At 39.3% G+C, this 13,289-nt stretch carries 11 protein-coding genes; 10 read left to right on the top strand and 1 reads right to left on the bottom strand.

The features are described 5' to 3' along the window. The first annotated feature begins 78 nt into the window (after positions 1–78). The 9 genes from sdaAB (at position 79) to rnc (ending at position 8,924) form a co-directional block, all read left to right on the top strand. Positions 79–741, top strand: a complete 663-nt coding sequence (gene sdaAB / locus MHH51_RS14725; RefSeq protein WP_156986056.1) for an L-serine ammonia-lyase, iron-sulfur-dependent subunit beta — start codon at positions 79–81, stop codon at positions 739–741. A gap of 21 nt (positions 742–762) precedes the next feature. Beyond that, entirely contained in the window at positions 763–1,638 is an 876-nt protein-coding gene (gene sdaAA, locus MHH51_RS14720) for an L-serine ammonia-lyase, iron-sulfur-dependent, subunit alpha (protein ID WP_156986057.1), read from the top strand. Positions 1,639–1,927: 289 nt separating this feature from the next. Then, positions 1,928–3,955 carry an ATP-dependent DNA helicase RecG gene (gene recG, locus MHH51_RS14715; RefSeq protein WP_339282386.1) on the top strand — a complete coding sequence of 676 codons (2,028 nt, stop codon included), beginning with the start codon at positions 1,928–1,930 and terminating at the stop codon, positions 3,953–3,955. A 432-nt stretch (positions 3,956–4,387) separates the two neighbouring features. Beyond that, on the top strand, positions 4,388–4,960 hold the full coding sequence (gene fapR / locus MHH51_RS14710; RefSeq protein ID WP_147209681.1) for a transcription factor FapR: 573 nt from the start codon (positions 4,388–4,390) through the stop codon (positions 4,958–4,960). Positions 4,961–4,964: 4 nt separating this feature from the next. Further along, on the top strand, positions 4,965–5,966 hold the full coding sequence (gene plsX / locus MHH51_RS14705) for a phosphate acyltransferase PlsX (RefSeq protein WP_147209577.1): 1,002 nt from the start codon (positions 4,965–4,967) through the stop codon (positions 5,964–5,966). After that, positions 5,967–6,905 carry an ACP S-malonyltransferase gene (gene fabD, locus MHH51_RS14700; protein ID WP_147209576.1) on the top strand — a complete coding sequence of 313 codons (939 nt, stop codon included), beginning with the start codon at positions 5,967–5,969 and terminating at the stop codon, positions 6,903–6,905. It abuts the gene before it with no gap. Beyond that, the gene (gene fabG, locus MHH51_RS14695; protein WP_147209575.1) at positions 6,905–7,645 is read left to right on the top strand and encodes a 3-oxoacyl-[acyl-carrier-protein] reductase; all 741 of its coding nucleotides are present in this window, start codon (positions 6,905–6,907) and stop codon (positions 7,643–7,645) included. The genes fabD and fabG overlap by 1 nt, the downstream gene beginning before the upstream one ends. 65 nt (positions 7,646–7,710) lie before the next feature. Beyond that, complete coding sequence (gene acpP, locus MHH51_RS14690; RefSeq protein WP_077601135.1) at positions 7,711–7,944, top strand: acyl carrier protein; 234 nt, start codon at positions 7,711–7,713, stop codon at positions 7,942–7,944. A gap of 293 nt (positions 7,945–8,237) precedes the next feature. Continuing rightward, the gene (rnc, locus tag MHH51_RS14685) at positions 8,238–8,924 is read left to right on the top strand and encodes a ribonuclease III (protein WP_147209574.1); all 687 of its coding nucleotides are present in this window, start codon (positions 8,238–8,240) and stop codon (positions 8,922–8,924) included. A 91-nt stretch (positions 8,925–9,015) separates the two neighbouring features. On the opposite strand, the gene MHH51_RS14680 is transcribed toward rnc, so the two are convergent. Continuing rightward, positions 9,016–9,237, bottom strand: a complete 222-nt coding sequence (locus tag MHH51_RS14680; RefSeq protein WP_147209573.1) for a DUF1128 domain-containing protein — start codon at positions 9,235–9,237, stop codon at positions 9,016–9,018. A 473-nt stretch (positions 9,238–9,710) separates the two neighbouring features. Here MHH51_RS14680 and smc point away from each other — a divergent pair, with 473 nt between their 5' ends. Then, entirely contained in the window at positions 9,711–13,280 is a 3,570-nt protein-coding gene (gene smc / locus MHH51_RS14675; RefSeq protein WP_339282385.1) for a chromosome segregation protein SMC, read from the top strand. The last annotated feature ends 9 nt before the right edge of the window (positions 13,281–13,289 follow it).

Genomic DNA, 13,289 nt, shown 5'->3' with positions numbered 1-13,289 from the left:
ATTAAATTGTGAATCAATCCCGGATTTTTGTTATAATAATATTAGTAGGCTTAAATAATTATAGGACGGTGTTATTCTATGAAATATAATTCCGTATTCGATATTATCGGTCCGGTTATGGTTGGACCTTCAAGTTCACATACAGCTGGAGCTGCGCGTATTGGCAAAGCAGCCAGGAATCTTTTTGGCAGACAGCCTAAATGGGCGAAAATACACCTTTATGAATCTTTTGCTAAAACCTATCGGGGGCATGGAACAGATTTTGCACTTGTTGGCGGTCTTTTAGGGATGGAAACGGATGATCCCCAAATTAGTAAAGCATTGCAGCTGGCTCAAGAAAAAGGACTGGAGATTGAATTCATTGAAGATAGTGCATCGGCAAATCATCCGAATACGGTTCGTATGATAATTGGAGATGACAGCGAACAGCAGGAACTGATGGGGATATCCATTGGTGGCGGTAAAGTGGAGATTACAGAACTAAACGGTTTTGAACTCAGGTTATCCGGAAATCATCCGGCTATTCTAATAATGCATAATGATCGTTTTGGAGCGATTGCATCCGTAACAAAGATCTTAGCGAAACATGAATTGAATATTGGTCATATGGAAGTAAATCGCAAAGATATTGGTAAAGAGGCACTGATGGTTATTGAAGTAGACCAGAATGTAGATGACGCTATACTGCAGGAGCTTCAGGCAGCTGACCATATTACCTCTATTGCAAAGATTGTTAGTTAAAAAGGAGAAAGGGGGAAGATTATGTTTAGAACAGTGGCAGAATTAATAGAGATGGCAGAAAAAGAGAATATTCCGATTTCAGAAGTGATGATACGTCAAGAAATGGATGTCAAAGAGAAGTCAAGGGAAGAAGTTTTTTCAGAAATGGAAAAAAATCTTGTCGTTATGGAAAAAGCTATTGAGGATGCTCTAAAAGGTGTCCAATCAGTGACGGGACTCACCGGAGGGGACGCTGTTAAAGTACAAAAATATATGAAGGAGAAGACTCCTCTTTCCGGTAATTTAATGATGGATGCTGTCAGTAAAGCCATGGGGACAAATGAAGTAAATGCTGCTATGGGGATTATTTGTGCTACACCAACGGCGGGAAGTGCAGGTTGTGTACCAGGCACATTATTTGCAGTAAAAGAGCAGTTAAACCCGACGAGAGAAGAAATGATACGCTATCTATTCACTTCAGGGGCCTTTGGCTTTGTAGTGGCAAATAATGCTTTTATTTCTGGTGCAGCAGGCGGATGTCAGGCTGAGGTAGGGTCTGCAGGAGCAATGGCGTCAGCGGCTATTGTAGAGATGGCAGGAGGCACACCCAGACAATCATCTCATGCTTTTGCAATTACATTAAAAAATATGCTCGGTTTAGTGTGTGACCCGGTTGCGGGTTTAGTGGAAGTCCCATGTGTGAAGAGAAATGCAGCAGGATCATCTCTAGCTATTGTATCAGCTGATTTGGCATTAGCAGGTGTAGAAAGCCGTATCCCATGTGATGAAGTGATTGGTGCAATGTACCGAATCGGAAAGCAAATGCCTTCATCTCTGCGTGAGACTGGAGAAGGCGGCCTGGCTGATACACCGACAGGGCGGTTTTTGAAAGAAAAAATCTTCGGCGTAACTGTCTAGCTGATAGAAATATGATGTCCCATCGAAACCATTGGGATTATTCGCCTTGTTAAAACTATCTCACTTATGTTCTTGGGTGAAAGTCAACATCGGTTCAAAATGACGGAATGTAGTTGAAAAACAGGCTGAAGCATAACTTTGGCACCCCTTTAAAAGGGGATGCTTCCTATACCTCAAGAGCAAAGAAAATTCGGCCAAAGTCGAATCATCTCCGAAAATGGAGGGAGCAATCTCTTTGCTTTTAAATAGGCGCAGCTTGCGCTTTTAGTTTTAGAAAAGGATGTTGGAAATGAACAAATCGATATTAGAAGTTAAAGGTGTTGGCGAAAAGTTAGCAGAACAGCTTGCTTTAATGCATATTTATGAAACTGACGATATATTAGAATATTTCCCATATCGATACGATATCTATGAAGAAAAACCATTGCAAGAGCTGGTGCATGATGAGAAGGTCACGATTAAAGGGAAGGTCATTTACGATCCTTCTCTTACTTTTTTTGGAAAGAAAAAGTCCAGGCTAAGTTTTACAATAGAAGTAGAAGGTATTGCTGTCAAAGCAATTATGTTTAACCGGGCATTTGCAAAAAAACAGATTCAGCAAGGACAAGATATTACCTTAACAGGAAAATGGGATGCTTACCGGCTGCAAATTACAGTCAGCAAATATAAAATAGGGAAAATGGAAGAAAATGATTCGATTACTCCTGTCTATTCGTTGAAGGGAGAGTTGACTTCCTATAAATTTCACAAGCTTTTAAAGCAGATCTTTGACTCACATGAAGAAGATGTAACGGAGATTCTTCCTGTCTCTTATCTAGAAAATTATAAGCTTCCGAAACGGAAAGAAGCAGTAAAAACGATGCATTTTCCCGAGAGCAGAGTTGCTTTAAAACATGCACGGCGCAGGTTTATTTATGAAGAATTTTTACTGTTTCAGTTGAAAATGCAATTAATTAGAAAAATAAATCGTGAATCAACAAAAGGAAATGCTCAAGCGTTTCAGACGGACAAGGTAGATAGTTTTATCGCCTCATTCCCTTTCACCCTCACAGAGGCACAGCAAAAAGCGTTGACAGAGATTTTAAAAGATATGAAGAGTGCCTATCGAATGAATCGGCTCCTCCAGGGTGATGTTGGTTCTGGGAAAACGGCTGTGGCAGCAATTTGTTTATACGCTGCTGTTACTGCAGGCAAGCAGGGGGCATTAATGGTACCCACAGAAATTTTAGCAGAACAGCATTATCAATCTTTTCAGTCTATGCTGGGGGAAAGAGCGAGCGTCGCTTTGCTGACCGGATCTGTGAAAGGGAAGAAACGCAAAGAGCTGACACAGAAAATTGAAAATCAGGAAATAGATATCGTAATCGGCACACATGCACTTATCCAAGAAGATGTCCTGTTTAAAAATCTCGGCTTAGCAATTGTTGATGAGCAGCATCGCTTTGGTGTTGCGCAGCGCAGAACATTGCGGGATAAAGGACTGGACCCTGATGTATTATTTATGACAGCTACACCAATTCCCCGGACACTTGCAATTACAACTTTCGGTGATATGGACGTTTCTATCATTAATCAGCTTCCTTCCGGGAGAAAAGAGATAGAAACATTATGGGTCAAGGAAAATATGTTTGAGCGGATTCTTGATTTTATTCAAGAGCGGGTTAAACAGGGTGAGCAGGCATATATTATAAGTCCTCTAATCGAAGAATCGGATAAATTAGATATTCAAAATGCTGTTGATCTGTACCATCAGTTATCAGCTTATTACGATAATGAAATGGAAATTGGTTTAATGCACGGCCGTTTATCTTCGGCAGAAAAAGATGAGGTTATGCGTGATTTTGCTGATAATAAAGTAAAAGTTTTAGTATCAACTACTGTTGTTGAAGTAGGGGTAAATGTTCCCAATGCTACGGTGATGGTTATCTATGATGCCGAGCGTTTCGGCTTATCACAGCTGCATCAGCTTCGGGGACGAGTAGGAAGAGGAGATAAACAAAGCTATTGTATTCTGATTGCAGAGCCTAAAGGAGAGGTCGGCAAGGAGCGTATGCGCATCATGTCAGAAACAAGTGACGGATTTGAGCTGTCTGAACAAGACCTGCAGTTACGCGGACCGGGAGATTTCTTTGGCAGAAAACAAAGCGGTATGCCGGAATTTAAAGTAGCTGATATGGTGCACGACTACCGAGCACTGGAAACCGCACGGCAGGATGCCCAAAATATTGTTGAGAACAATTTACTGCAAACCAAAGACTATCAGCAATTGAAAGAAATATTAGCAGATGAAGAAGGTCTTTTGGAAAAATTGGACTAAATAAAAGTATAGTCGGGCTATCGTGAAGAATCATCTTACGACAGACTCTATATTAGAAATTTAATTTTGACCTATTAGGCATGAAACACCATTATTATTATGAATTTTCTCCGGGAATGTGTTTACTCAACAGTGATTTCTTTCTGTTAAAATGTATTACTTTGTGTACCGATTAATTAATAGATTACTTGCATAAAAAAGGCTGCTATTATATATTACTATTAGTACCAAGTCATAAAGCGATGCTTCTCTCTGATGGGGGTTGGGTTCTTTCCCTGCGGAAACCTGAGCTAATCAGGAGATAAACTGACTGTTTTCCCCATTTATACGCATTGTTTCCTTCGAACTTCCATAGGGGAATGACGGATAATTATACTTTGATAAATTGAATTGACTCTCTGAAAAATATTAAATGAAAGTTTGATGGTAAAAATGAGACGCTCAAAAGCAGAACGACAATCGTTATTAAGAGAAAAAATAGAAGACTCTCCATTTGTAACAGATGAGCAGCTTGCGAAGGATTTTCAGGTGAGTATACAAACAATCCGGCTGGACCGTATGGAGCTATCTATTCCTGAACTCCGTGAACGGATAAAGTATGTTGCTACAAAGCAATGGAATGAGACTGTAAAAGCCTTGCCAGTCGAAGAAGTAATTGGAGATATCATAGATTTGGAATTGGATCAGCGGGCAATATCTATGCTTGATATAACATCAGAGTTTGTTTTTTCCAGAAATAAGATTGCCAGAGGGCATCATCTGTTTGCCCAGGCTAATTCATTGGCAGTAGCTGTAATTAACGATGAACTTGCTTTGACAGCCAAGTCTAACCTGCGCTTTAAAAGACAGGTGAAAGAAGGAGAGCGAGTGGTTGCAAAAGCTGTTGTTAAAGGCAAGGATAACCGCGGACACACGATTGTAGAAGTAAACAGCTTCGTAAATAATGAACCTGTACTTACGGGTGAATTTTTCATGTTTCATTCCAGTGAAAGTAAAGGAGAATAGATGAATGCGATTAGCAATTGATGCAATGGGAGGCGACCATGCACCAAAAGAAATTGTTTTAGGTGCAATGGATGCTGTAAAAGAAAATAAGGATTTACAAATAACACTTTATGGTGATGAGAAACAGATTAAACCAATTTTAACGGATAATCGACAAATCAAAATAATACATACAGATGAAAAAATTACATCAGAGGACGAGCCTGTGAAAGCTGTACGCCGCAAAAAGAATTCTTCTCTTGTATTAATGGCGAAGGCTGTCAAAGATGGCGAAGCAGACGCCTGTATTTCTGCTGGTAATACAGGAGCTTTAATGAGCGCTGGTTTATTTGTCGTGGGGCGTATACCTGGAATTGACCGTCCAGCGTTAAGTCCTACTTTCCCCACTGTAGATGGACAAGGGTTCCTGATGCTGGACGTTGGAGCAAATGTGGATGCGAAACCAGAGCATCTGCTTCAATATGCTATTATGGGTTCGATATATGTAGAGAGGGTAAGAAATATCAAAAGCCCTCGGGTTGGATTATTAAATGTAGGCACTGAAGATGGAAAAGGGAATGATTTAACTAAAAAGGCATTTCAGCTTTTAGAAAATGCTCCAATTCATTTTGTTGGTAATGTAGAGGCGAGAGATATATTAAACGGTGTTGCCGATGTTGTTGTTACAGATGGGTTTAGCGGAAATGTAGCATTAAAAACAATGGAGGGTGTTGCTGAAACTATCTTTTCACTTTTAAAAGGTGCGTTTATGTCCTCTACGAAGACAAAAATTGCTGCGACGCTTGTTAAAAAAGACTTGAAAGGCATAAAGGATCGTTTAGATTACTCGGAATATGGCGGTGCCGGCTTATTTGGGCTCCGTGCGCCTGTTATTAAAGCGCATGGCTCCTCAAAAAGCAGAGCGGTAACAAATGCTGTAAAACAAGCTGTTTATATGGTTGACAATAATGTAACAGCAACGATTCAAGAAACGATTGAGATGATGAATAACGAGGAGGAGAAATAAATGAAACGTATTGCATTTATGTTCCCGGGTCAAGGGTCGCAAGCAGTAGGTATGGGGAAAGACTTGTATGATGCTTACCCGCAGGTGAAAGAATTGTACAAAGAAGCAAATGAAGTTCTGGATATGGATTTACAGACCCTGATGTTTGAGGGTCCTAAAGAAACATTAACAGAGACAGAAAACACACAGCCTGCATTATTGCTATCCAGTGTTGCCGTTTCTCAGCTTTTAGAGGAAAACGGCATTCAGCCTTCTATGGTTGTCGGACATAGTTTAGGAGAGTACAGCGCACTCGTGGCAGCTGGTGCAATCAAGTGGCAAGATGCCATCCGGCTAGTTAAAGTAAGAGGCCGTTTAATGGAGCAGGCATTTCCTAAAGGGCAAGGAACGATGGCTGCTGTTTTAGGTCTTGATCAGGACAAAGTCCAGGAAGCTCTGAATCAAGTAACGGATGAAATTGTAGATATGGCAAATTTAAACTGTCCGGGTCAAATCGTTATCTCTGGTTCCGTTTCAGGAGTTGAACAAGCAACAGTATTATTAAAAGAGGCTGGAGCAAAACGTGTACTTCCGCTAAATGTAAGTGGCCCATTCCATTCCAGATTGATGAAGCAGGCGAACGAAGGTTTTGCAGCTTATTTAAGCGACACAGCTTTAGAAGATGCCAAAATACCTGTTTATGCAAATGTTTCTGCAGGAGCAGTCACTTCGAAGGAAACAATTAAAGAACTATTAGTACAGCAGCTATACTCACCAGTTCGATTTGAAGAATCTGTTCAAAATATGTTAAAAGAAGATATTGATGCATTTGTTGAAGTGGGTACAGGTAAAGTATTGTGCGGATTATTAAAGAAAATTGACCGGAAAACAAAAACGTTTGCTGTCCAGGATCAGGAATCACTCGAAGCGTTTATTCGCTGGTATAAGGAGGAAGAATAATGTTACAAGGTCAAACAGCAGTAGTAACAGGAGCTTCCAGGGGAATTGGCAGAGCAATTGCTTTGGAGCTGGCTAAAAATGGAGCCAATATTATTGTAAATTACTCAGGAAGTGAAGCAAAAGCCGAAGAGGTTGTGGGAGAAATCCAGGATCTTGGTGTAAAAGCAGTTAAAATTCAGGCAAATGTTGCTGATGAAGAGTCTGTAAAGCAATTAATGAAGCAGGCAATTAAAGAATTCGGTTCGATAGATATTCTGGTTAACAATGCCGGGATTACCAAAGATAATTTGTTGATGCGAATGAAGGAAGATGAATTTGATCAGGTGATTCAAACAAATCTTAAAGGTACATTCTTGTGTACAAAAGCAGTCAGCCGTCAAATGATGAAACAAAAAGCAGGACGTATTATTAATGTTGCATCTATTGTCGGAGTGAGTGGAAATCCTGGACAGGCTAACTATGTTGCAGCAAAAGCCGGTGTAATCGGTTTGACTAAAACGACAGCAAAAGAGCTGGCCTCCCGCAATATCTTGGTGAATGCCGTTGCTCCAGGTTTTATTTCTACAGATATGACCGATCAATTAAGTGAAGAACAGCAAGAATCTTTATTACAATTGGTACCACTTGAGCGTTTAGGAAAACCGGAAGATGTAGCAAGAGTTGTCCGCTTTTTAGCAAGCGAGGATGCGAATTATATTACAGGGCAGACCATTCATATTGACGGTGGAATGGTGATGTAATACAATTGCAGAACAAAAATAAAAACAAAAAATAATGGTATATTCTTGAAAGGAGGTGAACGGGAATGGCAGACGTATTTGAACAAGTAAAGTCAATTATTGCTGATCGTCTTGATGTAGACGAAGAAAAAGTAGTTTTAGAAGCTTCATTTAAAGATGACCTTGAAGCAGATTCATTAGACGTTGTTGAGCTTGTTATGGAATTAGAAGACGAGTTTGATATTGAAATCGCTGATGAAGATGCTGAAAAGATTAATACAGTAGGTGATGCTGTGGATTACATAAACAGCAAATCTTAATGAATAAATGGCTAAGGGGAAAGCTTCTTTGTAAGAGGCTTTCCTTGTATTGTTTATGAGGAAGTAAATATTTATAAGAATAAGCAAGTATAAAAAATGCTGGAGATAGCCGCCGCAACGGGTTTCATGGGGTGATTAATCTTAGGCCCCAGAAATACACTACGCTTTCCGGGGGCTGAGGCGTTGCCCGCGGAAAGCGACTTTCCGCAGCGGACATCCCCTCGGCAAGAACACCAGTATTTTAAAGACCAAATAATTTTCTTGTTTTTTCTTACACAATAAAGGAGGTTAATATGGACTTAAGTCAGCTGGAACAGGAATTAGGAATAACCTTTCAACAAAAGGATTTATTAAAAGAAGCATTTACACATTCTTCTTATGTCAATGAATATAAAAAAAGTAAGCTGAAGGATAATGAACGGCTGGAATTTTTAGGTGATGCAGTGCTTGAATTAGCTGTTTCACAATATTTGTATAGAAATAATCCCGATATGCCTGAAGGAGAAATGACCAAATTACGGGCGGCCATTGTTTGTGAAGCATCTTTAACTGTCTTCGCAAAGCAATCTAACTTTGGACAGTACATCCTTTTAGGGAAGGGAGAAGATAAGACCGGTGGGAGACAAAGACCGGCAATTTTAGCCGATGCTTTTGAGGCCTTTTTAGGAGCCCTCTATTTGGATCAAGGCTTTGATGCAGTGCTGAACTTTTTGAACACACATATTTTCCCCACATTAACAGTAGATACATCAACAAGTGTGATGGATTATAAAAGCCATCTGCAGGAAATTGTCCAGCAGCAGAAAGACAGAAAAATTGAATATCAAATTATTAGTGAGCAGGGTCCTTCTCATCATAAAGAGTTTATTGCCCAGGTTATGATTCAGGGAGAACCGGCAGGAAAAGGGAATGGAAGAACGAAAAAAGAAGCAGAGCAAAAGGCAGCGAAAGCAGCATTGGAGAAAAAACTTCCAAAATAAAAAAGAGCTCCTTATCTTGAAAAAAACTCAAAAAACGTTACGCAAGAGTAATTTGGTTGCTTGTTCTTGCGTAACGTTTTTTACTAAATCTTTATTTTCGTATAGCCGCTAATTCATTAATAAAAGCTTGCGTTTCTGAGGCGCTTAAACGGCCTTTACTTACGACCATATCATACATCCATTTTAAATCTTCATATTTTTCGATATTGTAATCCTCTGCATCCATAATAGAACGATTTACTACTTGCAGCTTTTCAGCTAATTCTTGAAGCATGTATTCCATATTTTCTATACTTGGCTGTTCTAATTGCATGATGTCCTCCTTATATCTGTCCCTAGTCCAGAATTTATTATAGCATAATTTTTCTAAATCGTTAAAGACCGGTTTCTTAATTAATAGCGTGCAACACATAGGCTAAAGTGACATAATATGATAAAATATATTAGCTAAAGAATTCGGGAAATGATAGAAAAACATATTATGTTCTACATAGAATTTGAAAGACAATCATATAAGAAGTTGTACAAAAAGTCATCAAATGATTTCGGATGGACGAGTAACTACATCGATGTTGTCATGTTAAGGAGACCGCTACAGAATAATACTACGTTAGTTAGTGTATTACCATCAAAACTCATTTCATTAACCGGATAATATCGATAACTACAGTCCGAGTTCCGAATGATAAGTATTTTGTGGTCTTCTAGTTTCTGATTTACCGACTTTTTGAACATGTACGATAGATTTAATAACTATAAAGATTAGTAAGTTTTAGGAGAATGATTATGCATTTAAAGCGATTAGAAAGTGTTGGATTTAAATCCTTTGCAGAGCGTATTAGTGTAGATTTCGTACCTGGTGTGACAGCGGTAGTAGGCCCAAATGGCAGCGGGAAAAGTAATATTACGGATGCGATACGCTGGGTGCTGGGAGAACAATCTATGAAATCCCTTCGCGGATCAAAAATGGAAGATATTATATTCCAGGGGAGCGACTCAAGATCTCCTTTAAATATCGCTGAAGTAACACTTGTATTAGATAATAAAGACCAGCGTGTGCCGCTGGATTATGAGGAAGTCAGTGTGACCAGGAGAGTTTACCGTTCTGGAGAAAGCGAATTTTATATAAATAAGCAGGCGTGCCGTCTGAAGGATATTGTTGATTTGTTTATTGACTCGGGGCTGGGCAGAGAAGCTTTTTCTATCATCAGTCAGGGCAGGGTAGAAGAGATTCTCAGCTCAAAAGCGGAGGAGCGCCGTGTCATTTTTGAAGAAGCAGCAGGCGTTTTAAAATATAAACAGCGTAAGAAAAAAGCCGAATATAAACTGGCTGAAACACAGGAAAATCTGAACCGTGTCGAGGATATTGTTCATGAAATAGAACAGCAGCTGGAGCCGCTTGAACAGCAATCTAAAAAAGCAAAAGAATATCAGACCCTACAGGCCGAGCTTCAAGAAACAGAGATTTCAGTGTTAATTACCGAAATGGAGCAGATTCATAATGAATGGCAGCGGGTTTTAGAAAATTTAGCAGTGAATGAGAGGAAACAGAAAGAGCAATCGGAAACAATTCGTCTTATCGAAGAAGATTTAGGTAAAGAAAAAGAACTCGCACAGCAGTATGAAGCAGAGATAGAACTGCAGCAGTCAAACTTATTAGATGTAACAGAACGATTGGAGAAGTTTGAAGGCAAAAAACAGTTATTTGAAGAACGCTCCAAGCATGCAGACGAAAATAAAGAAAAACTTGCTCAGCAATTAGATCGGGTTATCTCTAATGTAAAAGTGCTCGAGGAGCAAAAAGCAAAAGAGCAGAACAAGCTGGAGCAGCTGGAAGCAGAAAAAACAGATACCTTAACCCAAAAAAAAGAAATAGAAAAGAATTTAGCAATAAGCCCGGAAGACGTTGCAAATCGAATTGAGGATTTAAAGGCGGAGTATATTGAATTATTGAATCAGCAGGCAGCTTACCGAAATGAAAAGCAATCAGTCAATCGGCAGCAGGAACAAATTGATGCTAAAAATGTTTCGCAATCAATGAAGTTTAAAGGCATGCTCACGGAAAGAAATGAGCTGGAGGATAAACAAACGTCAGTAGAAGCAATTCTGCAGTCACATCAGAAAAATTTAGAAGCTAAAAATCAGAAACTAAAGACGTTAAAGCTTGAAATGCAGTCGGAACGGGCAAAATACGAAGATGCACAATCAAAGCTTTATCAAGGTTATCAATATATTGAAAAGGTAAAATCAAAAAAAGAAATGCTTGAAGAAATGAAGGAAGATTTCCAAGGCTTCTTTCAGGGTGTCCGTCAGGTTTTACGGGCAAGAGAAGAAGGGAAATTAACCGATATTGAAGGAGCAGTAATTGAACTGATTGATGTCCCTAAGGACTATATTACAGCGATTGAAACAGTATTAGGAGGCCAGGCACAGCATATTGTTGTGGAATCAGATCAGGCAGCAAGAGCAGCTATTAATTGGCTGAAAAAAAACAATAGCGGACGGGCAACATTTCTGCCGCTGCAGTCTATCCAGCCGCGCTTTTTATCAAGTGAAGGAAAGCAGGAATTAAAAAATCATCCCGGCTTTATCGGGATTGCTTCTGAATTAGTACGCCCAAAGGCAAAAAAATATGCAAAAGCTGTACAGCATTTAATCGGAAATGTTGTCATTGCCAAAACATTACGTGATGCGAATGATATTGCAATAAAACTGCATAGGAGATACCGGATTGTGACCTTAGATGGAGATATGGTGCATCCGGGCGGGTCTATGTCAGGGGGGGCGCAGAAGAAGCAAAATCAATCTCTGTTTACCCGTGAAAAAGATTTACAAGAGCTGCACATGAGATTAGGGGAATACAAGCAAAAAACAGAGCAGTTCGAAAAAGGCGTACAACAAAAAAGAGATTATTTAAGGGAATTAGATGAAAAAATAAATCTAACTGAACAAGCTGTACAGAAAATGCAAAAAGATGTTCAGGACAGTCAAGCTGATTTTCAAACGCTGCAGGCAAAACTGACATCTATAAATGATAATTTATCCATCTATGATATGGATAAAAAGCAGAATGAAAAGAGTCATACAGAATTAGAAGACCGAAATGAAGTGCTGACAAAGGAATTAGAAAAAATTAGTAAGCAGCTTCAAATTGTACAAAAAGAAGTAGATGATTTAACAGAAGAAGAATCAAAATTAAAAGAAACACGTGCAAAATTACAGGATTCATTCTACGAAATTAAAGTAGCATTAGCAGAGCAGGAAGAACGTTTTAAATATCAGCAGGCTAATACAAAAGCGTTGCAGACACAGCTTGAACGGGCTGTGCTTGAAAAGAAGCAGGTAGAAGAAGAGCTTGAAACAATAACAGCAATTAAAAATCAAGAAGAGACCGAGGAAGAAATAGAAGAAAAAATTATTCGCACCAGAAGCTCCAAACAAGAAATAACTGAAAGCATTGAAAGGCTCCGAAAAAAAAGAAAAGAAAGCTCCGATATCCAGCAGACTCTTGAAGAGAAGCTGAAAGAAGCCCAGAAGCAGTATGCCATTACAAATGAGCATTACCAAAAGCAGGAAGTGAAATCCAATCGCATGGATGTAGAGCTTGATAACCGTCTGCATCAGCTTGAAAAAGAGTATACGATGACATATGAGATGGCGAAACGGGATTATCCTAAGGTTGAAAACATGGAAGAGGCAAAAACAGTTGTCAGCAGCTTAAAAGATAAAATCAACCAATTAGGCACGATTAATCTGGGAGCTATTGGTGAATACGATCGTATCTCTGAAAGATATCAGTTTTTAAAGGAACAAAGAGATGACCTTGTAGAAGGAAAGAGAACGCTATATACTGTTATTGGAGAGATGGACACGGAAATGAAAGAAAGATTTGAGTCAACCTTTTCAAAAATAAAGGAAGAGTTCTCCCAAGTATTTATGCATTTATTCGGCGGAGGTCACGCAGAGTTGAAATTAACAGATCCTAAAAATTTATTAGAAACCGGCGTAGACATTATCGCACAGCCGCCAGGTAAAAAACTGCAGCATTTAAGTCTTTTATCAGGAGGAGAGCGGGCCTTAACTGCAATTGCACTTCTCTTTTCTATTTTGCGTGTCCGGCCAGTTCCTTTCTGCATATTGGATGAAGTAGAAGCAGCGTTAGATGAAGCAAATGTAGTGCGTTTTGCTAAGTATGTGAAGAAATTCAGCAGTGAGACGCAGTTTATCGTAATAACACATCGTAAAGGGACCATGGAGGAAGCCGATGTTCTTTATGGTGTAACAATGCAGGAATCAGGCGTATCAAGACTTGTTTCTGTCCGTTTAGAGGATACAAAAGAATTGATTCAATCGTAGGGGGATATC

Source organism: Oceanobacillus sp. FSL K6-3682, assembly GCF_037976165.1.
In the GTDB taxonomy this organism is placed as follows: domain Bacteria; phylum Bacillota; class Bacilli; order Bacillales; family Amphibacillaceae; genus Oceanobacillus; species Oceanobacillus sojae.
Note: the sequence above shows the minus strand (reverse complement) of the source record. Positions and strands in the feature narration are given on the sequence as shown.

Bases quoted from the DNA above. Each gene is read 5' to 3' on its own strand.
- acpP (WP_077601135.1), top strand. From the start codon at position 7,711: ATGGCAGACGTATTTGAACAAGTAAAGTCAATTATTGCTGATCGTCTT.
- plsX (WP_147209577.1), top strand. From the start codon at position 4,965: ATGCGATTAGCAATTGATGCAATGGGAGGCGACCATGCACCAAAAGAA.
- fabG (WP_147209575.1), top strand. From the start codon at position 6,905: ATGTTACAAGGTCAAACAGCAGTAGTAACAGGAGCTTCCAGGGGAATT.
- recG (WP_339282386.1), top strand. From the start codon at position 1,928: ATGAACAAATCGATATTAGAAGTTAAAGGTGTTGGCGAAAAGTTAGCA.
- MHH51_RS14680 (WP_147209573.1), bottom strand. From the start codon at position 9,237: ATGCAATTAGAACAGCCAAGTATAGAAAATATGGAATACATGCTTCAA.
- fapR (WP_147209681.1), top strand. From the start codon at position 4,388: ATGAGACGCTCAAAAGCAGAACGACAATCGTTATTAAGAGAAAAAATA.
- sdaAA (WP_156986057.1), top strand. From the start codon at position 763: ATGTTTAGAACAGTGGCAGAATTAATAGAGATGGCAGAAAAAGAGAAT.
- fabD (WP_147209576.1), top strand. From the start codon at position 5,967: ATGAAACGTATTGCATTTATGTTCCCGGGTCAAGGGTCGCAAGCAGTA.
- rnc (WP_147209574.1), top strand. From the start codon at position 8,238: ATGGACTTAAGTCAGCTGGAACAGGAATTAGGAATAACCTTTCAACAA.
- sdaAB (WP_156986056.1), top strand. From the start codon at position 79: ATGAAATATAATTCCGTATTCGATATTATCGGTCCGGTTATGGTTGGA.
- smc (WP_339282385.1), top strand. From the start codon at position 9,711: ATGCATTTAAAGCGATTAGAAAGTGTTGGATTTAAATCCTTTGCAGAG.